A 23,285-nucleotide genomic window follows, 5' to 3' on the forward strand; every position below is an offset into this window, starting at 1 on the left:
ACACCGCGTGCCGCCTCCTCACCACGAGCAACGAACTCATATCCCAGGTCGGCAGCCGCTGCGGCTTCCCCAACCCGGGAAATTTCGCCCGCGTCTTCAAAAAACACCTGGGCTGCTCACCCCTCCAGTACCGGCAGCGATCCCAGCCGACGTGACACTCCCAAGCCGCTGCCCCTCCGATCACGGCGGCGGCAGACACCGCGCCCCTCCTCCGCGTACAGGGCCCCGGTGGGCCGGAGTACAACGGCCCCCAAACCACCCACCACACGCACCATCCCGACGGAACAAACCGGCTCCCGTTTCGGAGTTCGGACTACCTGCGCGAAAACTCAATGAGGCGGTTGGCCTGCTCCCGAACGCCGTCCAGGACCCTCGCGCAGAAGCGGAAGAGCGGCTCCGCCCCGACGAGTTCAACTTCTCCGTCGGCATCCGGTTCGGCGACGCCTTCAGCGACCGCCGCCAAGCCTCCGCACTCAAGAAAACGCAATCACTGAATCAGGTGACCAGACCCCCAGGGGTGGTTCGAACTCAAGATCACGAGGTTCCAGCCCGGCAGTACGGAGCTCCGGGGCGGGATGGAACATCCGGGCGATAGTTCGCCCGGTCTTCACCGTTACGCATGACCCGACAGGCAAGTTTTCCGAGCACCTGTCCGCACTGATGCCTTTCGGAGGAGCTCCATGCGAACCCAGCCCAACATCATCGGCGTTCATCTCGTGTTCGAGCAGGCTGGACAGGTACTCCTCCAACAGCGCTCCCCCAACGCCCGGTTCGCGGCTCGGGAGTGGCACGTGCCGGCCGGGCATCTCGAAGCGGAGTCGGCCGCGGAGTGTGCCGTCCGGGAAGCGGGCGAGGAGCTCGGCGTGCTCATCGACCGCCAGGACCTCCGCCTGGTCCACGTGCTCCATTACCGCGGCAACGCCGCCGGCAGCAGCCCGCGCATGCAATTGTTCTTCCGCGTCCTCGACTACCGGGGCACGCCGAAGATCTGCGAGCCGGACCGCTGCATCGCACTGGGGTGGTATCCGACCTCGTCGCTGCCCAGCCCCCTCGTCGACTACACCGCCGTGGCACTCACCTCCATTGCCGCCAACCGCCTCTACTCCTCCATGGGGTGGGGCGCATGAGCCGTACACAGCCGCTTGCGCATGCGGCAAGCAGGGCTACGACGACGAGGGAGCGAGCATGACCGACGCGGACGGACGTGACAGCACCGGCGGCGACGCGGCCACCATCCCGCGCCCTCGGGAAGAGCTCCTTGATCTGCCTCCCGCCGCCCTGGCCCCGGCCGCCGATGGCGACGACATCGTGGACGGCATGAAAGAGGCGTACTGGGCGGTCTACGACGGCGCCGCCGCCAAGGCGTCGGTCGGGCAGATCCTCAGACGCCTCCCCGCCATCCTGAAGCAGGTCGGGAGGCTCGCCTGGCAGGCAGACCGCGGGGCGACGGTACGGCTGGCCGTGCTGCAGATGGCCGCGGCGGCGATGACGGCGTTCGGCCTGGTGGCCACCGTGGGGGTGGCCCAGCATCTGTTCGCGTCCGGTCCGACCCCCGGACGGGTACAGGCAGCTGTCCCCCAACTCGCCCTCGTGGTAGGCCTGTTGTCGCTGCGTGCCCTGCTGGAGTACGGCGTCTCCGTCGCCCAGGCCCGGCTCACCCCCAAGATTCGTACCGCCCTGGAGACCGAGCTCCTGGAGCTGACCGCGCACGTCCGCCTTGAGGTCGTCGACGACGCCGACTGGCACGACGAGGCGTACCGGGCCAGGGACCGGGGGTTGTTCTACTCGCGGCAGATCGTCGGACAGGCCGTCAGTCTCGCCGCCGCGCTGCTCGGCCTGGTGGGCACCGCCGGCGTCATCACCGTGCTCCACCCCCTGTTGATCCTGCTGTTGCCGTTGTCCGTCGTGCCGGTGGGTGTCGCCGCGGTCCGCGCGGCACGGGCGCGCTTCCACAGTTTCCGCCGGTGGAACGCCCTCCAGCGGCGCATCCAGGTGTTCTCCTGGCTGCTCTTCGACCGGGACTCCGCCGCCGAGCTGCGCTCCAACACCGCCCAGCGGGCCCTGCTGGACGAACACCTCCGCCTCACCCGGCACGTCGCCGCCGAGGACACCCGCCTCGACCTGCACTCCGCCCGTCTCTCCCTGCTCGGCCGGACCACCGGTGGTCTCGGCACCGCGGTCACCTACCTCGTCCTGGGCGCCATGCTCATCCACGGATGGCTGCCGCTGGGCGTCGGCGCGGGCGCGGTCCTGGCCATCCAGAACAGCAGGTCCGCCCTGGTCAGGGTGGTCGACGTGGCCCACCTGGTGTATGAGCACGCCATGTGGGTGGACGACCTCCTCGCCTTCCAGGCGCGGTGTCGCACGATGCTGCCCCGACGTACCGGAGTTCAGGCGCCAACCACCGTCAAGGAGGTCCGCCTGGACAACGTCACCTACACCTATCCCGGCAAGGAGAGCCCCGCGCTCGACCAGGTCTCGATGACGCTCCGCGCAGGCCAGACCGTCGCCTTCGTGGGCGTCAACGGCAGCGGCAAGTCGACGGCGTCCCGGGTGCTCGCGGGCTTGTACGACGTGGGCGACGGAGCGATCCGCTGGGACGGCGTGGACGTGACCACCATGGACAGCGAGTCGCTGCAGTCCCGCGTCGCGATGGTCCTCCAGGATCCGGTCCACTTCCCGTTCAGCGCCCTCGCCAACATCACCGTCTCCCGCGGCACCCTGACCGAGGCCGACCCGCCCCGGGCCCTCGCGGCGGTGCGGGCCAGCGGCGCCGAGACGGTGATCGCGGCACTGCGGGACCGCTGGGGTGCGGTCCTGTCCAAGCGGTTCAAGAACGGCGAGGAGCTGTCGGAGGGCCAGTGGGCGAAGGTCGCGGTGGCGCGCGGCCTGTACAAGGACGCCCCCGTCCTGCTCCTCGACGAGCCCACGGCCAGCATGGATCCCCGCGCCGAACACGCCGTGTACCAGGCCGTGTTGAAGGGCGACCGTCGCAGCGACCAGATCACCGTCCTCATCTCGCACCGGCTCGCCTCCGTCGTCGAGTGCGACACGATCTACGTCTTCGAGCGCGGCCGTATCATCGAATCCGGCTCTCACCAGGACCTGATGAGCCTCGGTGGCGAATACGCGGAGATGTTCGCCCTGCAGGCCGCCGGCTACCTGTCCGCGAGCGCCCCGGAGACGGAGCCGACGTGACCACGCCGAATCCGGGCCCGGGCGCTCCGCGACTGCCCCGGGCCCGGGCCCGGGCCCGGGCGCACGATTGCGGTTGGGTTGCGGTCCGCCCGCACGTCGTTGCTCGGATCGGGCAGCGGGCGTTAACGCATCGTGGACCAACTGTCTGAGTCGAAGCCCGTCCATGCTGAGCTGCCGGACGTGTACTGGCTGGGGAGTTCGCGGGGCGAGCAGGCGAACCACTGCCTCAGTGAGCCCGAGCGGCTGACGGACCTCCGGCTGGAGATACTGCGCTCTGTCATGGCCGGGTTCGCCACGGGGACGGTCGTGGTCGCAACGGTCGTGTCGATCTGCGGAAGATAAGCCCGGCTGTCCTGGTCACCGTCGTAGTCCCTGTCCGCGCCGCCTCCCCAACCCGGCCGTTCCCACCGTCCATTCCTCGCGGTAACCCCCTGCGCCTCCTCGGCCTCAGCCGCCCGTGCTTACGATCAAGGTGCCTCCGGGAGGCGTGCGAAGTGGCCTCCCGGAGCAAGCTGATGCACCGGAAAACCCTGGAACGCCCGGATCTTCACCGGGCAGTGCGGGGCCCGACACAGAGCAAGGAGCGCGGGCATGGACAAGCGGCACGAGCCGGGGCGGCGGGCGGTACTGGGAGCCGCGGCCCTGGGCACCGGAGCGGCGGTACTGGCCGGAGCGGGACAGGCGAACGCGGCCGGCACGGGGCCGGCGGACCGGTCGGCGCCCGCCGGGGCGCCCGCTAAGCTGCCCGTACCGTTCGTCATCGGTCACCGCGGCGCCAGCGGCTACCGTCCGGAGCACACTTTCGGTTCCTACCAACTCGCCCTCGACATGGGCGCGGACGTCATCGAGGCCGGTGACCTCGTCCCCACGAAGGACGGGCACCTGGTCTGCCGGCACGAGCCCGACATCTCCGCCACCACCGACGTCGCGGACCACCACGAGTTCGCCGGCCGCAGGACCACCAAGACCGTGGACGGCACGAAGATCACTGGCTGGTTCACCGAGGACTTCACGCTCGCCGAGCTGAAGACCCTGCGCGCCAAGGAGCGCATCCCCGACGTCCGCCAGCACAACACCATGTACAACGGCCACTGGGAAGTGCCCACCTTCGAAGAGGTACTCCAGTGGGCCGAGCGCGAGGGCCGCCGCCGCGGCCGCCCCATATGGATCTACCCCGAGACCAAGCACCCCACCTACTTCCGCAAGCTGGGCCTCGGCATCGAGGAGCCGCTCGCCAAGCTGCTGCGCCGCTACGGCCGGCACACCGCGCACGCTCCGAACATCCTGCAGTCCTTCGAGCCCAGCAGCCTCAAGCGGCTCAGCGAACTGGGCGTGAAGTGCCCCAAGACCGTCCTGCTCGACGAACCGTCCGTCAGGCCCGCTGACTTCGTCGAGTCCGGCGACCCGCGCACCACCGCCGACCTCCTCAAGCCCGAGGGGCTCAAGTGGATCGCCGGCTTCGCCCAGGGCATCGGCCCCTGGCTGCCGCAGATCATCGCGCAGGACGGCCAGGGCAACCTCGGCAAGCCCACCACCCTCGTCCGCGACGCGCACGCCGCGGGCCTTTTCCTCACCCCGTACACCGTGCGGAACGAGAACAACTTCCTGCCGCTGGACTTCCGGGTCGGCAAGAACCCCGGCGATTACGGCAACGCGCTCGCGTACTTCAAGGCGCTCTTCGCGACCGGCATCGACGGTCTGTTCTCCGACGACCCGGACACCGCGCTGCTGGCCGCCGCGGAGTTCCGCCGCCGCTGACCCGCCCCGCGCCCCGGACCGATGCCCGGCTCCCACCCACCCTCGCAGTCATGCGGGTGGGGAACGATCGACGCGCCCGAGGCGTGTCCTCGGGTGTACGTCGTCCGGGGTGCCTCACCATGGGTGTGGCCGCTCCCCACACGATGAGCTGCACGTGCAGGAGGAGGCCGCCACTCGGCAACTCGACGCGGTTGCCGCCCAGCGCCGCAAGCTGCCGATGGTCGAGATGCCCGACTACACCCTCGAAGGCGAGGAGGGGCCGGTCCGGCTGGCGGACATCTTCGACGTAAGGCCCAGCCGATCGTCTACAACCCATGTGGTTCGGTCGCACCGCCCACGACGGATGCCTCAGGAGTGGCTGAGCACATTGATCACCCGGCCGTTCGGGTCGCGGACGAAGAAGCGACGGACGCCCCACTCCTCGTCCGTCAGGGGGTGGACGATCTCGGCGCCGCGCTCCACCATCGCCCGGTGCACCGCGTCGACGTCCTCGACCTCGACACTCACGTCCGGCATGACGGGGGCCGTCAGGTCCTTGGTCATCAGGCTCAACTGCACGGCGGGGTTGTCCCTGGAGGCGAGGGTGACGATCCAGCCGTGGTTCATCACTTCCTCGAAGCCGAGCACACCGTAGAAGTCGGAACTCTCGGCGAGAGCCTGCCCCTCGGACTGAAAGTTGGGGACGATCCGGCGAACGCGCATGAGCCACTCCGTGGGACGCAGGAACGTGCGGAACCCCCACGCTACCCAATGCGAAGTGGCTCCACGGGCGGAGCACGACGTCGGCACGGCGCGGCGTCCACCAACTCAGGTCACTCGCAAGCGACTTGACGCCACGTCAGAATCAACCCCTTCACCCGCCAGGCCCGTCAGGTGAAGGGCTCGCAGCATGGCCGGGAGATCCCAGTGGTCGTACGCGGAGGCGGCGACCGAGGACTCCAGCGCCTGAGGGGTCAGCTCATACCGTTCGGCTCGGTCCAGGACGGCCGTCGGACCGATAGCGCCGTTGTCCCGAGGTCCATGGCTCGCGCGACCTCGCCCTCGGTCGTCGCCTCCAGTACCGCGAGCAGGCCCCAGCGCGCCCGGAGGGTCTCGGGCCGCGGCAGGTCGCCGGGCAGGCCCGGACGCCGAATCGTCGTCTCGTACCCCCGTGGGAAGGTGTCGCCAAGTGCGCGATCGGGCCTAGCGGCAGGTCAGGCTGGGCGTCGGCCGGCCCGAACGGGTGACTCGGCCCGGGCACGAACGTACCTCGTACGGCGCAGTCCGGCGCGCCCGGAATCCGGCGGGCGCCTTGACTGGGGACGTGGACACTGTTGCGAAGCCCTCCACCGCCGCGCACAGCGATCTGAAACCCTCTGCCGCCGCGTACCGCAACCTGGTGATGGCGACGGTCGGGTTCACGCTGACGTTCTGGGCGTGGGACCTGATCGCGCCGTTGGCCGGTGACTACAAGGACCGGCTGCACCTCAGCTCGTTGCAGCAGTCGCTGCTCGTGGCCGTCCCCGTGCTCGTCGGCTCGCTCGGGCGCATTCCGGTGGGAGCGCTGACCGACCGCTACGGCGCGAAGCTGATGTTCCCGCTGATGGCCGCGCTGACCATCGTGCCGGTCCTCCTCCTGATTCCGGCACGGGACAGCTACGGCCTGATGCTCGTGGTCGGCTTCCTCCTCGGCCTGGGCGGCACGACGTTCGCGATCGGCATTCCCCTGGTCAACTCGTGGTTCCCGCCGAGCAAACGGGGCTTCGCGCTCGGCGTGTTCGGCATGGGCATGGGCGGCGTGGCCCTGTCCGGATACCTCACGCCCCGGATCGCCAAGCACGGCTATCACCTGCCGTTCGTCGTCGTGGCCGTGGCCCTCGCCGCGTACGCCGTGCTGGCGGCGCTGCTGATCACCGATCGGCCGGACCGGCCCGTGCCGACGGCCTCGCTCGCATCGCGGCTCGGGCAGGCGGGACGGCTGCGCGTGACGTGGGAACTGTCCGCGCTGTACGCGATCGGGTTCGGCGGAATCGTCGCGTTCGGCGTGTACCTGCCCACGTATCTCAAGACCTGGTACGAGCTGTCGCCGACGGACGCGGGCTCCAAGGCGGCGGGGTTCGCCCTGGCCACGGTCGTCTTCCGGCCGATCGGCGGCTGGCTCTCGGACCGCGTCCACCCGGCACTGGTGACGGCCGCCGCACTCGGTGTGGTCGCCCTGCTCGCGATCGTGCAGGCCTTCGACCCCACGCTGTACCCCGGCGGCACCATCGCCCTGCTGTGCATGGGCGCCGGACTCGGAACGGCCAGCGGCAGCGTCTTCGCGCTGGTCTCCCAGGTGACACCGCAGCCCCAAGTGGGCAGCGTGACCGGCATCGTCGGGGCGATGGGCGGCCTCGGCGGCTTCGTGCCGCCGCTGGTCATGGGCGCGATCTACAGCGCGAAGGGCTCGTACTCGATCGGCTTCATGCTCCTGTCCGACCTGGCGCTGGCCGGGTGCGTGTACGCATACGCGCGGATGAGGACCAGCCGCCCCGTCGACTGAGAGCAGCTGCCCTAGCGGGGGGATTAATCCCTCGGGCCCTGGCCTCAGTTGGGACTCGTGCCTCAGGCGTCGGTCGTACGGCGCCGGGATCGGGCCACCGCCAGGGCCGTCAGCGCGGCCACTGCGGTCAGGCAGAGCCAGGCGAAGGTGTCTCCGATCCGGTCGTAGATCGTGGTGGTGCCGTGCGTGGGCACATAGGCCACCGTCGTCTGCTGCCCCGTCGTGAAGTAGTCGGTGGTGGCCAGGACATGGCCCTTGTTGTCGTAGGCGGTCGAAACCCCCTGCGCGTCCTGCCGCACCAGTGAGTAGCCTCCCTCGATGGCCCGCAGGCTCGCCTTCGCGGTGTGCGCGGCGCCGTACTCCTTCCAGTCGGCGGAGGGGACGAGCATGATGTCGGCCCGCGTTCGCATCATCGCCGGGAAGTCGGCGTCGTAGCAGATGACATTGGCGATGCGGCCGTACGGGGTGTCCGCGACGGGCACTCGGCCGTCGCCCGGCGCGTACCTCTCCGAGCCGGGAATGGGGTGCGCCTTCTGGTAGGTCCACAGCACCTTCCCGCGGGGGTCGATGAGCAGTGCCTCGTCGCGGCCGAAGGCGGGGGCGGTCGTGCTGTAGACGCGGACGCCGATCTCCAGGTAGATCCCGGACCGGCGGGCCTGCTCCTGTGCGGCTGCGATGGCGGCGGGGGCGTGGGACTCCTGGGTCCTGACGGCTTCCTCGGGCCAGATCACGATCTTCGCCCCGGCGGCGGCCTCGCGCCGGGTGGCGGCCAGCAGGTCGTTCTCGACGGCGGTCATCGCGGGCTCCACCTGCGAGGCGGGCGCGGCGGCGATGTCGGCCGGCCCGCCGTCGATCCGCCCGAGCGTGCTCTGAAGGGCGTCGGTCACGGTCCGGCCGGGGCTCACCCCGGCGATCCGCACGGTGGTTCCCTCCGGCGGGCCGAAGGCGAGCCGGGCCCCGCCGGCGAGCACGACGCTCAGCAGCACCGTCCCGTAGACCAGGCCGCTGCGCCACGCGGGCCGCTCCCAGATCCGGTTGGCGGTGCTCGCGAAGTAGCCGATCAGGAAGCCGATCCCCCACGGCCCGGTGACCGAGACGACCTGCAGAAGCGGGAGGTCGCCGTACTGCGTGACGGCCAGGCAGCCGTACGCCGTGCCGAGCGGAGTGACCAGGGTGATCAGGAACTCGGTGGCGGCGAAGGCCGCGGGGAAGGCGAGGGCCGCCACCGCCGGACGCAACCGGCCGACGAGCAGCCTGTCGGCCAGGAACGGCAGCGTCTGCAGGGCGGCGAGCGCGATCGCGCCGACGATGGCGACGGGGTTGAAGCCGAGCTCCGACTCCTGGATCCAGAAGACGGCGGCAGCGATGTGTGCCAGCCAGATCCCTGGCATCGCGGACCGCACTCGGCTCTGGCGGGCGAAGCGCAGCAGGAGCACGGGAAAGATCCAGGCCGCGGCGGCGATGTCCCACCGGCCGCCCACGGCGAACAGCATCGTGCCCGTGCCGAGCACCAGCAGACCGTATCGGGAAGGCGTCGAACTCCCTTGATTCTTGGGGGAGTTGATCGTGGGCGTTGCACCCTGGGGAGGCTGTGCCGTGGAGGCGGCGAGGAGATTCGCCGGCGGTAGGTTCGTCATGGCGAAGACGCTAGGCGGGCGTCTGCCCGTGGCACCTCCGTCTCCACGGCGATCTCCCGCGCACCCACGCAACTATCGATGCGCGACCGGGGGACGATCCGCTCGGCGCCCCCGTTCGTCTAGCCTGACGGACCGAGATGGTCATCAACATGAAAGCCGCGCCACGAGCCGCGCGGCGATGGATAGCCGGCCGGCCGCGACTGCTTGACGTCGCGCTGGGCGGCGGCCTGACGTTGTTCGACGTGGCCACCGTGCTGGACCGCACTCCGGAGCCGGCCGGCTGGGGAGTGGCTCTGTGGGGAGCGCAGACCGTTCCGCTGCTGTGGCGGCGGACGCGTCCGTCGGCCGTGCTGGCGGCGATGACCTGCCTCTACGTGGCCTTCCAGGCACTCGGTCCCGTTCAGGGCCGCATACCCGGCCCGTTCCTGCTCATGATCGGCGTGTATGCGGCGGCCCGCTACACGCCGGTCCCTGCGAGCCTCCTCGGGACGTTGCTGTGCCTCGCGTCCACCACCGCCGCCGATGCGCTCACCGGGCACTGGGAAGTGCCGCGCCTGGGGTCACTGGAGCCGATCAGCACCACGACCTTCGTCTTCTTCTTCGCCCTCGCCTGGCTGCTGGGGTGCAACAGACGCAGGATCGGCGCCGACGCGGAACGCCTGCGAGAGCTCAATCGACGCCTGTGGGCCGAGCAGGAACTCAACGCCCGGCAGGCGGTGGTCACCGAGCGCGCCCGCATCGCCCGGGACCTGCACGACGTGGTGGCCCACCACGTCAGTGCCATCGCCGTTCAGGCGCGGGCCGCCGAGGACGTCATGGCGCCCGGATCCGGCCCCGCCGAGGCCGTGCAGTGCGTCGGTCTCATCGCGCGGACCGCCGACACCGCGCTCATCGAGATGCGGCGCGTCCTCGGGTTGCTGTCGTTCCGCGAACGGGAGCTCGCGCCCGAACCGTCCCTCGACCACCTCGAACCGCTCATCGACGCGGCGACGGCGACGGGTTGCCGAGTGACGTACGTGTCGCAGGTCCGGGCAGGGACCGCGCTGTCCGCGGGGCTGCGGGTCTCGGCCCATCGGATCGTCCAGGAGGCACTGACGAATGTCATCAAGCACGCCGGTCCCGTCGGCGTGCGGGTCACCGTGGGCGGCGACGACTCCCGCGTCACGATCGAGGTCGCGAACGACCCGGCGCCACCGGGGCACGAGCCCGTCCCCGGGACCGGGCGGGGTCTCATCGGCATGCGGGAGCGCGTGGCGGCGTTCGACGGCGTACTGGCGGCCGGGCCGCGCGAGGACGGCGGCTGGCGACTGCACGCGGTTCTCCTCGCGAAGCCGCCCCTACCGGCGGAGGCGGACGCATGACCATCCGAGTACTGCTCGTCGACGACCAGGAGATGGTCCGGACCGGTCTCCGCCTGGTCATCGACCGCCGTGAAGATCTGTCGGTCGTCGGCGAGGCGGCCGACGGAGAGCAGGCCGTCGCGCGCGCCGTCGAGGTCCGGCCCGACGTCGTGCTGATGGACGTCCGCATGCCCGGCACGACGGGCGTCGAGGCCACGCGGCGCATCACCACGTGCTGGCCCGGGCCGGGTCCGGCTCCGCGGGTCCTCGTGCTCACCACGTTCGACCTCGACGAGTACGTGCATGCCGCGCTGCGGGCCGGGGCCGTCGGCTTCCTGCTGAAGAACAGCCCTCCCGACCAGCTCGCCCAGGCCATTCGCTCAACAGCCCACGGAGAGGCGGTGCTTGCTCCGAGTGTCACGCGCCGCCTCATCGACACCGTCACCGCCCTGCCGGCCGCCCTCCTGCCGCATGCCCCGGCTCCCGCTCCGCGCGAGGGCGAGCTCGCGGCCCTGTTGACCGAGCGCGAACTCCAGGTCCTGGTGCTGGTGGCCCGGGGCCTGTCCAACGCCCGGATCGCCTCGGCCCTCGGCCTCAGCGAGGGGAACGTGAAGAGCCGCGTCAATCGCATCCTGACCCGCCTCGGCCTTGAGAACCGGGTCCAGGCCGCCCTGCTCGCCCACCAGGAAGGCCTTGCCGCGGTCGTCCGGATGCCGCCGGGGACCTGACCCCGCCGCCCGGTCCCCGCCATCACCGAACTCACCCCACCGGCTCCAACTCCCTGGGCAGCGGCCTGCTGTGGACGATCTCCAGGCCGGACACCGCCCGCGTCAGGACCACGTACAACCGGTGCAGGCCGCGCTCCTCGGCAGCCGCGATCTCGGCCGGTTCGACAGCCACCACGTGGTCGTATTCGAGGCCTTTGACGAGCGTCGCGGGCAGCAGCGCGACCCGTGCCGCAGCCGCCGCGTCGAGGCCGGCCGACTCCAGGGCCGCGCTCAGCGCGGGCACGTCGCGGTCGGCCGCGATCACGCCGACCGAGCCCTCCCGGCACAGCGCCGCCCGCACCGCATCGATCACCGCTTCGGCAAGCTCCTGCGGCGACGCGGCACTCCGACAGCTCAACTCGCCGTCCCTGCGCATGGATTGACCGGACGGCACGTCCACGTCGAGCGCGGGGAGCAGCCGGTTGGCCAGTTCCACGATCGCGGCCGGCACCCGGAACCCCGTCGTCAGCGGCACCACCTCGGCGCCCGGCTTGCCCAGGTGGGCGAGCTGCCCGGACCAGCCGCGGGCCGCCCACGGGGTCGTGCCCTGGGCCAGGTCACCGAGCACCGTCAGCGAACCGAACACCGCGCGCCGAGCGATCGTCCGGCACTGCATCGGGGACAGGTCCTGCGCCTCGTCGACGACGATGTGCCCGTACCCCTCGGGGTGCTCGATCAGGCCCGCCACCTCGTCGAGCAGCACCAGATCGGCCGCCGACCACTTCGCGGACTTCCACGAGCGCGGCGGCCTCGCCCACAGGAGCGCCTTCTGTTCCTCCGGATCGAGGCTGCCGCCGGCCGCCCCGGCCAGCGCGTCGGGGTCCGTGAACAGTTCGGACAGGACCTCTTCCGGCTTCACCTTCGGCCACACCGTGTCGACGAACCCGGTCACCGGACGCGCCCTGGTGATCTTCTGGAGCCAGGTGTTGTTCGTGGGCCCGGCCCGCCGTTCCGCCTGGAGCTGGATGGCCCGGACCGCCCGGCTGCGCACCCGCTCCCGCCCGATGGCGTACGGCGGCGCCTCGGCGCGTACCGCGGCGACGATCGACGCGAGCTCCCCCCTGGAGACCCGCCAGGTGTACGAACCCTCTTGCAGTGCAAGGGAGTTGACGGGTTGCGCGACGCGGCCGTACAGGGCGCGACGGAGCACCTCGGCCATCCGCACGTCGTGCTTGACGACCGCCGCCTCCGGTTCGTCGACGGCGCGCACCTCGCGGCCGCGGGTTCCGCGCACGATCTCCTCGTCGACGGTCGACTGGCGGATGTCGTACTCGCCGAGCGCGGGGAGGACTTCGCGGACGTAGGAGAGGAAGGTGCGGTTGGGGCCGAGCACCAGGAGGCCGCGACGCTGGATGCGCTGCGGATGGGTGTAGAGGAGGTACGCCGCCCGATGCAGGCCGACGGCGGTCTTGCCGGTGCCCGGGGCGCCCTGTACGCACACGGACTCGGCCAGCTCGGAGCGTACGAGGTCGTCCTGCTCGGGCTGGATGGTCGCCGCGATGTCCCGCATGGGGCCGACGCGGGGGCGCTCGATCTCCCCGGTGAGGATCGCGCTCGCGCCCCGCACCTCCCCCGCCACCAGGCGCTCGTCCTCAAGCCCGGTCAGGTCCTCGGCGGCGCCGGAGCTCCCCCGCGCCCAGCCGAACCGCCGGCGGACCGCGACGCCCTGGGGGTCACGGGCGCTCGCCTGGTAGAAGCGGCGCGAGACGGGTGCCCGCCAGTCGACGACCAGGGGCGGGGCGGAGGGGTGTTCGCTGATGCGGCGGCGGCCGATGTGGTAGCTCTGGCCGGCGTGGTCACCGTCGGCCGCCGCGTCGAAGTCGAGCCGCCCGAAGAACAGCGGACCTTCCGGCATCTCCCTCAACTCCTTGGCCCAGCTGCGGAGTTGATAGCCGAGCACCTCGGCGTCGGCACCGGAGGCGAATGCGTTCTCGCCGATGACGACGCGATGCCCGGCACCCTCGGTCATGGCGGTCAGGGCCGCTCGGCAGGTGTCGTGGTAGGTCCGCTCGTGGTCGAGTTCCGGGTCGAGTGGCTTCATGCCAACCAGAATAACGCAACCCGGTTACATTTTTTACTCAGTAACGAATGGAGGGGACACGCCTGACCGGCACGCAATGGGCAGCGGGAGGGGTGCGGCAGGGCCGCGGGACGATTCACCCCTCCCCGTACTCGGCCCCCAACCCCTGGGCCAGCTGTGCGAACGCCCGGTCCGCCGCCCGCACCGCCTCCGGGTACAGCGCCCGCTCGCTCTCCCCCGCCTCGATCCGGCGCCAGTTCTCCTCCGCGAGGATCCGCCGTACGGCGATGATCTGGCCGGCGGCGATGCGCGCGCCGAGCCCTTCCCCGAGCTCGGCGGCCAGCGCCTGCTCCGACCGCTCCTGGTACCCGTACAGCCGGGCCACCAGGCTGGGGGTTCCGTACAGCAGCCCGTAGTAGGCGCGGACGTGGGGGTTGTCGCACAGCCCCGTCACCGGGTCACGGCGTTCCAGTCCCTCGCGGAAGTGGGCGCGCAGGGCGGGCAACGGCGCGGCCCCCTCGGCCCGGCCGGCCGCGACGACGCAGGCCGCCTCGTCCTCGTGGTCGGCGAACCGGTGCAGTACGAGGTCCTCCTTGGCGGGGAAGTACCGGAACAGGGTCGGCTTGGAGATCCCTGCGGCCGCGGCGACCTCCGCGACGGAGACCTTGTCGAAGCCGCGCTCCAGGAACAGCGCGATGGCCGTCTCCGACACCGCCTCGTACGTCTGCCGCCTCTTGCGCTCCCGCAAACCCATCTCGCTACCCATGGGACGAGCGTACGTGGCCCGGCCACGACGACCCGCCGGGGCGTCGGCGGCCCGGACGCACCCCGGGGGCCCCGGCCGACCCGGTCAGCGGCGATGCAGGGTTTCGAGTGCTTCGACGAGGACCCTGGGGTTGTGCTGGCCCTTGTAGACGGGCGGTGGCTGCCTGTCCAGGTTCAGGAGTCCGGCGACGGCGGTCCACGCCGTGCGTACCGAGTACTCGACCGTGAACACCACGTCGTCGGGGACCTCGGCGTACTGACCGATGAACGCCAGGTTGGTGGACTTCTCGGGTACGACCTCGGGGCGGTCGCCCCGGCTGCGGACAAGGAACTGGCTGGTGATGTACGGCATCAGGGCCGGGATGACGATCGAGTTCCGCAGGATCTGCGGGCCCTGCTCGAAGCGCAGGTGCTGGAGCACCTCGTCCAGGATCTCGGCGCCGGTGCACTGCGCCATGCCCTTCTTGACGAAGTCGCCCTCCTTGTCGGGGAACAGGGCGTAGCCCCACCAGACGAAGGTGTCGTCGGGTTGCTCGCGGAAGTGCGGCTGGTGGTTGAGGACGATGGTCAGCAGCCAGCTGGAGTCCTTGAACGTGATCAGACCGCCCTTGCCCGCCTCGCTGCCGCTGAACTCCTCCATCAGCTTGAAGAAGGTGGGGTCCTTGGTGGTGACGGTGAAGGACTCCCAAGTCGACTCCGCGACGGAGGTGTTGAACGCCGACGGGTTGCCGAGCCGGCCGGGCCGTTTGGCCGCGAGGGTTTCCCACAGCTTCCAGGATCCGCTGGAGCCGGAGGTGTCCAGGGCGGGGACGGTGTCGGTGGAGCCCAGCGTGGAGTTCGCCGTCATCGAGCCGTTGGTGACCAGGACCAGGTCGTCCGGGCCCAGTGCGATGTCCTCGCTCTTCCCTCCCCTGGTCCAGGTGAGGCCGGTCGCGGTGAGCGCGTCGCCGTCGGCCAGTCCCACATCGGTGACCCGGGTGCCGAGTTGGAGGGTCACCCCCTGGTCGGTCAGCCACTTCAGCAGGGGCCGGACGATCGAGTCGAACTGGTTGAACCGGGTCCGGTAGATGCCCGACATGCTGTCGAACGTCTTGAAGAGGTGCACGAAGCGGTTCAGGTAGCGGCGGAACTCGATGGCGCTGTGCCACGGTTCGAAGGCGAAGGTGGTGCACCACATCCACCAGAAGTCGGTGGTGAAGAACTCGGGGCTGAAGCAGTCGGTGATGCGCTTGCCGTCCAGGTGGCTCTCGGGGGTGGCCACACACTTGACCAGCTCCAGGCGGTCACGCTCGGAGAAGCCCATGGAGTGCGAGGCCACCACGTTGCCCGCCGCGTCGACCAGCCGGGCGTGGTCGTCCCACGCGAAATCGTCGTGGAAGGCGAAGGTGTCCTGTGTGACCGACTTCGACGGGTCGTCCAGGGAGGGGATCGAGCCGAGCAGGTCGTAGGTGCAGTCGAAGTGGATCTCGAACATACGGCCGCCGCGCATGGTGTAGCCGGTCTCGGGCGAACCGGCCGCGTCCAGACTCCCGCCCTCCCGGTCCTGCTCCTCCAGCAGAAGGATGTCCGGTCCGGCGAACCCGCCGTCACGAATCAAGAACGCCGCCGCGGACAGCGCCGCGACTCCGCTTCCCACCAGGTACGCCTTCGCCACGATCCGCTCTCCCTCGTCAGGCCTGTGAACCCCGGACCCGGGCTGCGCCGGGTTCCCGACGATAGGCCACCTGAGGCAATTACGCCCTTTTGCCACATCCGCCCAAATTGCGGGCATGCTGCGATCGGGCGCGGCGCCCGCCGCCTGACGCCTGACGCCTCGTCAGATTCGCCAGGCCCGGATGCGGTCCGCGGCCTGGTACACGTTCACCTTCCCCGCCTGGATGTCCCGCACGAGATCCACCATCGCGCCGTACGGCGGGTCGATGCCCTCGCCGGATGCGTACATGTAGGCGGCCGTCACCTGGCACGCGTAGAGGCTGTTGCGGTGCGGCAGCGGTTGCAGGCGCACCAGCGTGTGCAGCAGGGCCGCCGCCCGCCAGGAGGGTTCGGGGTCGGCGGTGGCCGGGCGGGGGATGCGGGTCTTGTGGCGAGCGACCGCGGCGACCAGGGCCGAGTAGTCGGCGACGCTCACGTCTTCCGGGACAGCCTGCTCCTGGACGTCCAGGAGCCACGGGACGTCGATGTAGAGGACCATCAGGCGGCGTCCACCCCCTCGCTGCGCGAGCTTGGCGGCGCCTCGTCGGGAAAGGCGTCGTCGAACTCGGCGCGCTGCTGTTCTCCCCAGGAGAGCGCGTACCGGACGAACTGCAGGCGCTGCTGTTCGCGCAGGGGCAGGTCGTGGACGTACTGCTTGAGCGATTTCCCGTCGGCGGCCGCGGCGGCCCGGACCGCTTCGAGTTCCTCGTCGGTGAAGGTGATGTTCAAGGACGGCATACCTCGATGGTACCTAGTTGGTACCTGCTCGGCTACGGGATGGCGTCAGTTGCCAGTCTTCGCAGGTCAAAGGCGTGGGTGGGCTGGGCTCGGAAGGAATTTCGGCTGCGGTCCCGCCGCCCTGTCACATTTCTCCGTCGCGATGCGTCAGAGCGGTGACAGCAAGCAGCGACAAAGCAGCGACAGCAACGCGAATGCCTTGAGGAGATGGTTGTGGAAACTCGCTCGATCACCGAGGAAGTACCGATGGTCCCCCGGATGTCCGAGGACCCCGCGCAGCTCGTGCCCGAGCTGGCCCAGGTGTCGGCGGCACTGTTCAAGGTCACCGGCAACGGTTCGGTGCCGCGTGCCACCATCAGCCTGGTCCAGCTGCGTGCGGGGCAGATCGTCGGCAGCACTTACCTGACCGTTCTGCACACCGGGTTCCTGCGCAAGGCCGGGGAGCCGGAGGAGCGGATCACGTCGGTGGCGTCCTGGCAGGACTCGCCCTATTTCACGAGTGCCGAGCGTGCCGCACTCGCGCTCGTCGAGGCCGTGCTCCAGCCGGCCGCGCACGGCGAACGCGTCTCGGACGAGCTCTACGCCCACGCGGCCGAGCACTATGAGCCCAAGGCGCTGGCCACCTTGATGTTCGCCATCGGGCAGGTCAACTTCTTCATCGCCGTGGCCCTCATCGCCAAGCCGGTGCCCGGACGGTCCTTCACGGATCCCTGGAACTGACGCCCCGGCCTTGGACATCGCCGTTCGAGCCCCGATCTTCCAGCGGGGCCCGAACGGGTCGGCGGAGCCGGCCCCCTCCACCACTCGGAACGTAACGGCGAGGTGTGCCGGGCTCGCGCAATTCCCCCGATACCGGACCGTTTGCTGCGGTCACATGTCGGCCTCGTGGCAGCGGCGGCTGAACCCTGGTGCCGGTTCCCAGGTACGGACCAGACTCGCGCTCGCACCCCGGTGCCCACGTTCCCGTACCTCCAGAAGGCTCCACCGCACATGCATACCTCGCTCAGACCCGGCGCCCCCGAGGCGCACCTCCCCCGTGCGGTGAGGAGGTGGCTCGCGTGCTGCGCTACGTGACGCGCAAGGCGACGGGCTGGCTCCTGATGATCGTGGTGGCCACCAACGCGACCTATTTCCTTGCCAGTTGGTTCCTCGACCCGCGGTCGAACTTCAAGGAGCTGCGGCCCGCCCGCACCGAGGCGCAGATCGACCGCGCACTCGCGCCGTACAACCTGGACCCGCAGGTGCCGGTCGTGCACCGGTGGTGGGACTGGTTCACCTCCGTGGTGCTCCGCTTCGACTGGGGGAGGTCGCCCACCGGCGTCTCCGTCAACTCGGAGATCGGCTACCGGTCGCTCGTCAGCGCGGAGCTGGTCCTCCTGGCGACGGTCCTGTCCGTCGTGATCGGTGTCGCGCTGGGTGTGTACACCGCGTCGCGCCAGTACGGCTGGGCCGATCGCCTCGCACAGGCCGTGTCCATCGTGGTGTTCAACGTTCCGGCGTCCGTCGCCGCTCTCGCCGTGGTCTTCGTCGCCATCTGGCTGAACCAGCATGCCGGACTGCACTTCCTGTACGTCGCCGGGGAGAACTCCCCGGGCGTGCAAGGGCTGTTGCCGACGATCGGCGACCGCTTTCTGCACCTGATCCTGCCGACCCTGACGCTGACCCTGATGGGCTATGTCGGCTACCACCTGACGCAGCGTTCGCTGCTGCTCGACACCATCAACGCCGACTTCGTCCGCACCGCCCGGGCCACCGGGCTCACCCGGGCCCGGGCGATCCGTCGGCACGCCCTGCGCACCGCGCTCATTCCGACGGCGGCATCCGTGGCGTTCAGTGTCCCGGCCATGTTCACCGGGGCCGTCATCACGGAGACCATCTTCGGCTGGAACGGCATGGGTCGGTACTTCGTGCAGACCATCAGCAAGAACGACGTGCACGGCGCGGTCGCCACGGCGGCCTTCGCCGGGGCACTCACCGCGATCGGTGCGATCCTCGCGGACATCGCCACCGTCTGCCTCGACCCCCGGGTGAGGGTGAGTTGACATGACGTCAGATGCGACCATCACGCATAAGCCCGCGGAGAAGCTCGCGGGGAAGCCCGTGCCGAGGCCCCTCTCGAACAGCGAGCGGCACATCGGTCTCGGCCGGCTCTATCTGCGGCGCTTCCTGCGCAACCGCCTCGCCGTCGCAGGCGTGGTCATCTTCCTGCTCCTGGTGCTGTTCAGTGCCTTCGGCGGCCTGTTCACCTCCCACACGTACTCCGACACCGACTTCGCCGCGCTCACCCAACCGCCCAGCGCCGCCCACTGGTTCGGCACCAACCAGGGCGGCAACGACATCTACGCCTCTGCCGTGCACGGGCTCCAGCGCTCGCTGGCGATCGCCGTGAGCGTGTCCGTCCTGACCGTGGTCGTCGCCGCGGTCATCGGGTCCAGCGCCGCGTACTTCGGGGGCCGGGTCGAGAAGGCGACGCTCGCCGTCATCCACTTCCTGCTGATCGTCCCCTCGTTCCTCATCCTCGCGCTGGTCTCGCACCGCCTCGCCGGAGACTGGCGGGTGCTCATCGTCGTCCTGACGGTGTTCGGCTGGATGTCCACGGCGCGGGTGATCTGGTCCGTTTCGACCTCGCTGCGCGAACGCGACTACGTGACGGCCGCCGAGTTCATGGGGGTGCGCCCGCTGCGCATCATCCTGCGGCACATCATTCCCAACCTCGGCTCGCTCCTGATCGTCAATCTGACGCTGGGTGTCGTCTCGACCGTGCTCAGCGAAACCGCCCTGTCCTTCCTGGGGTTCGGCGTGCAGACGCCGGACGTCTCGCTGGGCACGATGCTCGCGGACGGTGCGAGCGCGATCACCAGCGCGCCTTGGCTGTTCGCCTTCCCCGCGGGTCTGGTCGTGCTGCTCACCGTGTCGATGACCTTCGTCGGCGACGGGCTGCGCGACGCCCTCGACCCCACGTCCGTGACCGGCGCGGCTGGAGGCCGACGATGACCCTCGCGACACCTCTGACCGAGCCCGCACCGCCCACCGACGCCACCCCCGTGCTCTCGGTACGGGATCTGCGGATCTCCTTCCCGTCCGAGGCCGGGCCCGTCGAGGCGGTGCGCGGTGTCGGCTTCGACCTGCTGCCGGGCCGCACGCTCGGCATCGTCGGCGAGTCCGGCTCGGGCAAGTCGGCCACCGCGATGGGCATCATGGGCCTGCTGCCGCCCTCCGCCACCCTGAGCGGAGAGGTCCTGCTCGGCGGGCGCAACCTGATCGGGCTCGGCGACAAGGAGCTTTCCGGGGTACGGGGCAATTCCATCGGCATGGTCTTCCAGGACCCGCTGTCCGCGCTCACCCCGATCTACTCGGTCGGCCGACTGCTCTGCGACACCCTGCGGGTCCACCAGGACCTCACGAAACACGCGGCCTGGGAGCAGGCCGTCGAACTGCTCGATCTCGTCGGCATCCCCGATCCGCGCGAGCGGGCCAAGTCGTTCCCGCACGAGTTCTCCGGCGGGATGCGCCAGCGGGTCGTCATCGCCATGGCGATCGCCAACAAGCCGTCCGTGCTCGTCGCCGACGAGCCCACCACCGCCCTCGACGTCACGGTGCAGGCCCAGATCCTCGACGTGCTGCGCCTGGCGCAGGCCGAGACCGGCGCCGGGCTCGTGCTCATCACCCACGACCTCGGGGTCGTCGCGGGCCACGCCGACGACATCGCCGTCATGTACGCGGGCCGGCTGGTGGAGCGGGCCGGCGTCGAGGAACTGTTCCGGCGCCCGACGATGCCGTACACCGCGAGGCTGCTCGCCGCCGTCCCGACCGTGGACAGCGGGGTCCACCGCCCCCTGGTCCCCATCGGCGGCGAACCACCCACCCCCGCCGGCCTCCCGCCCGGCTGCCCCTTCGCGAGCCGCTGCGCTGTCGCTCTGGATGCCTGCCGCACCGACGAACCCGGGCTGCGCGAGATCACCGGGCACGGTCACGTGGCCTGCCTGCGCACCGACGAGATCGCCGCCGGAACGCTCGATCCGGCCGGATCCGGAACGCCCCTCGACGAGCCCGCCCAATCCGCCCGTACACAGGTCGGTGACGTGGTGCTCCGGGTCGAGGACCTCGTCAAGACGTTCCCGGTCACCAAGGGCGCCGTCCTCAAGCGCCGGGTCGCCACCCTGCACGCCGTGAACCGGGTGAGCTTCGAGCTGCGGGCCGGGGAGACCCTGGGCCTGGTGGGCGAGTCGGGCAGCGGCAAGACCACGACGCTGCTTGAGATCCTCCGGCTCAGGCGCCCCGAAGGCGGCCGGATCGAGATCGCCGGAACCGAGGTGGGCGCGGCCCAATCCCCGGATCTCATAAGGGAGTTGCGGCAGAACGTACAGATCGTCATGCAGGACCCGCTCGGCGCCCTGGACCCGCGGCTGCCCGTGTACGAGCTGCTCGCCGAGCCCTTGCGGGCCGTCGGGCGGGACCGCGAGTCGATCCGTTCCCGCATCCACGAGCTGCTTGCCCTGGTCGGTCTGGACGCCTCGGTCAACGACCGTTTCCCGGCCGCGCTGTCGGGCGGCCAGCGCCAACGCGTGGGCATCGCGCGGGCGTTGGCGGCCGAGCCGAAGCTGCTCGCCCTCGACGAGCCGCTCTCGGCCCTGGACGTGTCGGTGCAGGCCGGGGTGATCAACCTCCTCGCCCGCCTGAAGCGCGAACTCGGGCTCGCCTACCTGGTGGTGGCCCACGACCTGGCCGTCGTCCGGTACATCTCCGACCACATCGCGGTGATGTATCTGGGTCACATCGTCGAGACCGGGAACACCGAGACGATCTTCTCCGACCCTAGGCACCCGTACACCCGGGCGCTCCTTTCGGCGATCCCGGTCCCCGACCCTCAGCGGGAACGCACCCGCGAACGCACCGTCCTGGACGGCGAGTTGCCGAGCGCAGCCCGGCCTCCGGCGGGCTGCGTGTTCGTCGACCGCTGCCCGTTGTACCGCCTCGCCGACGAGGGTGTGCGCCGGCTCTGTCGCACCCAACGCCCCGTACCGGCCCAGGTCCCCGGGCAGCCCGGGCACGAGTACGCCTGCCACGCCGGCTGAACACCTGCCCCTGCCCGGACCCCGTCCCTTACGCCTGACCAGAGGAACCACTCCGCCATGCGCTCAAGACTGGCCCTGCCCGTCGCCCTCATCGCCGCCGTCTCCGTCGCCGCCACCGCGTGCCAGTCCTCCTCCGGGAAGACCACGGGCGCGAAGGCCGCTCCCAAGGCGGCGTCGGCCGCCGCCGACTACAACCCCCAGCCGTACGACAACATCAAGGACGGCGGCACCTACACCACCGCCGGGACCTTCGACGACCAGGGCAACCCGTTCAACGTCAACGCCACGCTCACCGCGTCCCGGGTGTGGGCCTGGTACAACGCCGACGCGATCACTTACTCGCCGACGGGCGAAGTGCAGTACAACCCGGACTACTACAGCGATGTGAAGGTGACCGTCGAGGGCGGCCACCAGAAGGTCGTCCTGACGATCAACCCGAAGGCCGTCTTCAACGACGGCACACCCATCGACTGGACCGCGATCGAGGCCACCTGGAAGGCCAACAACGGCTCGGACAAGGCCTTCGCCGCCGCGACGACGGTCGGCTACGACCAGATCACCTCGGTCGAGCGGGGCGCGGACGCCAAGCAGGCCGTCATCACCTTCAAGGGCGTCGACGCCTCCTGGTCCAGCCTGTTCACCACGTTCCTGCACCCCAAGGCCGCCACGGTCGACAACTTCAACCAGGCGTACGTCAAGAAGGCCCACCCGGAGTGGGGCGCGGGCCCGTACACGGTCGGCACCTGGGACACGCACTCGGGCAACATCACCTTCGTCCGCAACCCCAAGTGGTGGGGAAGGAAGGGCAAGTTGGACAAACGCGTCTATGTGAACCTGGAGTCGTCCGCGGCGGTCAACGCCTTCAAGAACGGCCAGCTCGACTACACCTCCGCCGTCGACGCGGAGAGCCTCAAGCAGCTCAAGGGACTCAAGGGAACGGAGATCCGCAGCGGCGGCAGCCCCTTCGAATACTCGCTCAACTTCAACACCAAGTCCCCGGTCCTCTCGGACAAGGGCGTCCGCAAGGCCATCCAGGAGAGCGTCGACCGCGCACAGATAGCGAAGATCCAGTTCCAGGGGCTCGACTATCAGGAACCGCTGCCGGGTTCGGCCGTCCTGCACAGCTTCCAGAAGGGGTACGAGGACAACGTCTCGGCGGTGCTGGAGTACGCGCCGGACGACGCCAAGAACACGCTCGACGCGGCGGGTTGGAAGCCCGGGCAGGACGGCATCCGCGTCAAGGACGGCAAGAAGCTCGACGTCGGCTACACGCTCCTCGGCGACGACGCGCTCGGCAAGGCCACTGCGGGCGCGCTCGCCGCGATGCTGAAGCAGATCGGCGTCCACCTCGTCATCACGAAGGCCGACGACGCGGACTTCTCGAAGGTCCTCAGCGAGCGCAGGTTCGACCTCTTCCTGTCGGGCAACCGCTCCATGGACCCGTTCGCCGCCCGCTACCTGTGCGACTTCTACTGCTCGGACCGGGACGCCAACATCACCGGTTCCGGCACGCCCGCCCTGAACAAGGAGATCCTCGCCACCACCGAGATCGCCGACCTCGCCGAGCAGAACGCGGCGGTCAACAAGGTCGAGCAGAAGGCGCTCCAGGAGTACGCGTTCCTGCCGCTGTACAGCGGCCCCTCGACGTACGGCGTGAAGAAGGGCCTGGCCAACGTGGGCGCGACCATCTTCTACAGCCCGCTGCCGGAGACGGTCGGCTGGCAGAAGTAGCCCGCTCCGGCGTCGGTCCACGGCCGAGCGGACCCCCGGCCCC

The 23,285-nt window shown here is 70.1% G+C and carries 20 protein-coding genes and 1 pseudogene; 14 read left to right on the plus strand and 7 right to left on the minus strand.

Annotation, left to right across the window (positions count from 1 at the left end; all coding sequences use genetic code 11):
* The 6 genes and pseudogenes from ADK54_RS49020 to ADK54_RS44320 form a co-directional block, all read left to right on the plus strand.
* Positions 1-155, plus strand: a 155-nt coding sequence (locus tag ADK54_RS49020; RefSeq protein WP_159048023.1) for a helix-turn-helix domain-containing protein, incomplete at its 5' end; no start/stop codon positions are given.
* A 525-nt stretch (positions 156-680) separates the two neighbouring features.
* Positions 681-1,127, plus strand: coding sequence for an NUDIX hydrolase (locus ADK54_RS39160; protein ID WP_053730618.1), 447 nt, complete (start codon positions 681-683; stop codon positions 1,125-1,127).
* A 58-nt stretch (positions 1,128-1,185) separates the two neighbouring features.
* A complete protein-coding gene (locus ADK54_RS39165) occupies positions 1,186-3,198 on the plus strand; it encodes an ABC transporter ATP-binding protein (protein WP_053730619.1) in 2,013 nt (670 codons plus the stop codon).
* Positions 3,199-3,330: 132 nt separating this feature from the next.
* Positions 3,331-3,540: a hypothetical protein gene (locus ADK54_RS46490; protein WP_159048024.1), complete on the plus strand. Its 210-nt coding sequence runs from the start codon at positions 3,331-3,333 to the stop codon at positions 3,538-3,540.
* A 249-nt stretch (positions 3,541-3,789) separates the two neighbouring features.
* Complete coding sequence (locus tag ADK54_RS39170; protein WP_053730620.1) at positions 3,790-4,956, plus strand: glycerophosphodiester phosphodiesterase; 1,167 nt, start codon at positions 3,790-3,792, stop codon at positions 4,954-4,956.
* A gap of 109 nt (positions 4,957-5,065) precedes the next feature.
* Positions 5,066-5,268: pseudogene (locus ADK54_RS44320) on the plus strand (DUF899 family protein); the annotation flags it as partial.
* 36 nt (positions 5,269-5,304) lie between these two features.
* Here ADK54_RS44320 and ADK54_RS39175 read toward each other — a convergent pair.
* Entirely contained in the window at positions 5,305-5,658 is a 354-nt protein-coding gene (locus tag ADK54_RS39175; protein ID WP_053730621.1) for a VOC family protein, read from the minus strand.
* A gap of 679 nt (positions 5,659-6,337) precedes the next feature.
* Here ADK54_RS39175 and ADK54_RS39180 point away from each other — a divergent pair.
* The gene (locus ADK54_RS39180; protein WP_078966990.1) at positions 6,338-7,477 is read left to right on the plus strand and encodes an MFS transporter; all 1,140 of its coding nucleotides are present in this window, start codon (positions 6,338-6,340) and stop codon (positions 7,475-7,477) included.
* Positions 7,478-7,539: 62 nt separating this feature from the next.
* On the opposite strand, the gene ADK54_RS39185 is transcribed toward ADK54_RS39180, so the two are convergent.
* On the minus strand, positions 7,540-9,114 hold the full coding sequence (locus ADK54_RS39185; RefSeq protein WP_078966985.1) for a nitrilase-related carbon-nitrogen hydrolase: 1,575 nt from the start codon (positions 9,112-9,114) through the stop codon (positions 7,540-7,542).
* 149 nt (positions 9,115-9,263) lie between these two features.
* Here ADK54_RS39185 and ADK54_RS39190 point away from each other — a divergent pair, with 149 nt between their 5' ends.
* Both ADK54_RS39190 and ADK54_RS39195 read left to right on the plus strand, forming a co-directional pair.
* Positions 9,264-10,475 (plus strand): sensor histidine kinase, encoded by a 1,212-nt coding sequence (locus ADK54_RS39190; RefSeq protein WP_234392395.1) that lies wholly within the window; start codon positions 9,264-9,266, stop codon positions 10,473-10,475.
* On the plus strand, positions 10,472-11,182 hold the full coding sequence (locus ADK54_RS39195) for a response regulator (RefSeq protein WP_053730624.1): 711 nt from the start codon (positions 10,472-10,474) through the stop codon (positions 11,180-11,182). The genes ADK54_RS39190 and ADK54_RS39195 overlap by 4 nt, the downstream gene beginning before the upstream one ends.
* A 31-nt stretch (positions 11,183-11,213) precedes the next feature.
* On the opposite strand, the gene ADK54_RS39200 is transcribed toward ADK54_RS39195, so the two are convergent.
* The 5 genes from ADK54_RS39200 to ADK54_RS39220 all read right to left on the minus strand — a co-directional run bounded on the left by ADK54_RS39200 (position 11,214) and on the right by ADK54_RS39220 (position 16,436).
* Positions 11,214-13,262: a HelD family protein gene (locus ADK54_RS39200; protein ID WP_053730625.1), complete on the minus strand. Its 2,049-nt coding sequence runs from the start codon at positions 13,260-13,262 to the stop codon at positions 11,214-11,216.
* A 115-nt stretch (positions 13,263-13,377) separates the two neighbouring features.
* A complete protein-coding gene (locus ADK54_RS39205; RefSeq protein ID WP_053730626.1) occupies positions 13,378-14,007 on the minus strand; it encodes a TetR/AcrR family transcriptional regulator in 630 nt (209 codons plus the stop codon).
* 84 nt (positions 14,008-14,091) lie between these two features.
* The gene (locus tag ADK54_RS39210; RefSeq protein ID WP_053730627.1) at positions 14,092-15,660 is read right to left on the minus strand and encodes an oleate hydratase; all 1,569 of its coding nucleotides are present in this window, start codon (positions 15,658-15,660) and stop codon (positions 14,092-14,094) included.
* 162 nt (positions 15,661-15,822) lie between these two features.
* Positions 15,823-16,197, minus strand: coding sequence for a hypothetical protein (locus ADK54_RS39215; protein WP_053730628.1), 375 nt, complete (start codon positions 16,195-16,197; stop codon positions 15,823-15,825).
* On the minus strand, positions 16,197-16,436 hold the full coding sequence (locus ADK54_RS39220; RefSeq protein WP_053730629.1) for a hypothetical protein: 240 nt from the start codon (positions 16,434-16,436) through the stop codon (positions 16,197-16,199). The genes ADK54_RS39215 and ADK54_RS39220 overlap by 1 nt, the downstream gene beginning before the upstream one ends.
* 207 nt (positions 16,437-16,643) lie before the next feature.
* On the opposite strand from ADK54_RS39220, the gene ADK54_RS39225 reads away from it, so the two are divergent.
* The 5 genes from ADK54_RS39225 (at position 16,644) to ADK54_RS39245 (ending at position 23,242) form a co-directional block, all read left to right on the plus strand.
* Positions 16,644-17,156: a carboxymuconolactone decarboxylase family protein gene (locus tag ADK54_RS39225; RefSeq protein ID WP_053730630.1), complete on the plus strand. Its 513-nt coding sequence runs from the start codon at positions 16,644-16,646 to the stop codon at positions 17,154-17,156.
* 338 nt (positions 17,157-17,494) lie between these two features.
* Complete coding sequence (locus ADK54_RS39230; protein ID WP_053730631.1) at positions 17,495-18,478, plus strand: ABC transporter permease; 984 nt, start codon at positions 17,495-17,497, stop codon at positions 18,476-18,478.
* Between the two features lies 1 nt (position 18,479).
* Positions 18,480-19,430: an ABC transporter permease gene (locus ADK54_RS39235; RefSeq protein WP_234392396.1), complete on the plus strand. Its 951-nt coding sequence runs from the start codon at positions 18,480-18,482 to the stop codon at positions 19,428-19,430.
* Complete coding sequence (locus ADK54_RS39240; protein WP_053730632.1) at positions 19,427-21,511, plus strand: ABC transporter ATP-binding protein; 2,085 nt, start codon at positions 19,427-19,429, stop codon at positions 21,509-21,511. Before ADK54_RS39235 ends, ADK54_RS39240 begins: the two co-directional genes overlap by 4 nt.
* Before the next feature lie 57 nt (positions 21,512-21,568).
* On the plus strand, positions 21,569-23,242 hold the full coding sequence (locus ADK54_RS39245) for an ABC transporter family substrate-binding protein (RefSeq protein WP_199827140.1): 1,674 nt from the start codon (positions 21,569-21,571) through the stop codon (positions 23,240-23,242).
* The last annotated feature ends 43 nt before the right edge of the window (positions 23,243-23,285 follow it).

The sequence above is a fragment of the Streptomyces sp. WM6378 genome, assembly GCF_001279695.1.
Taxonomy (GTDB): Bacteria; Actinomycetota; Actinomycetes; order Streptomycetales; family Streptomycetaceae; genus Streptomyces.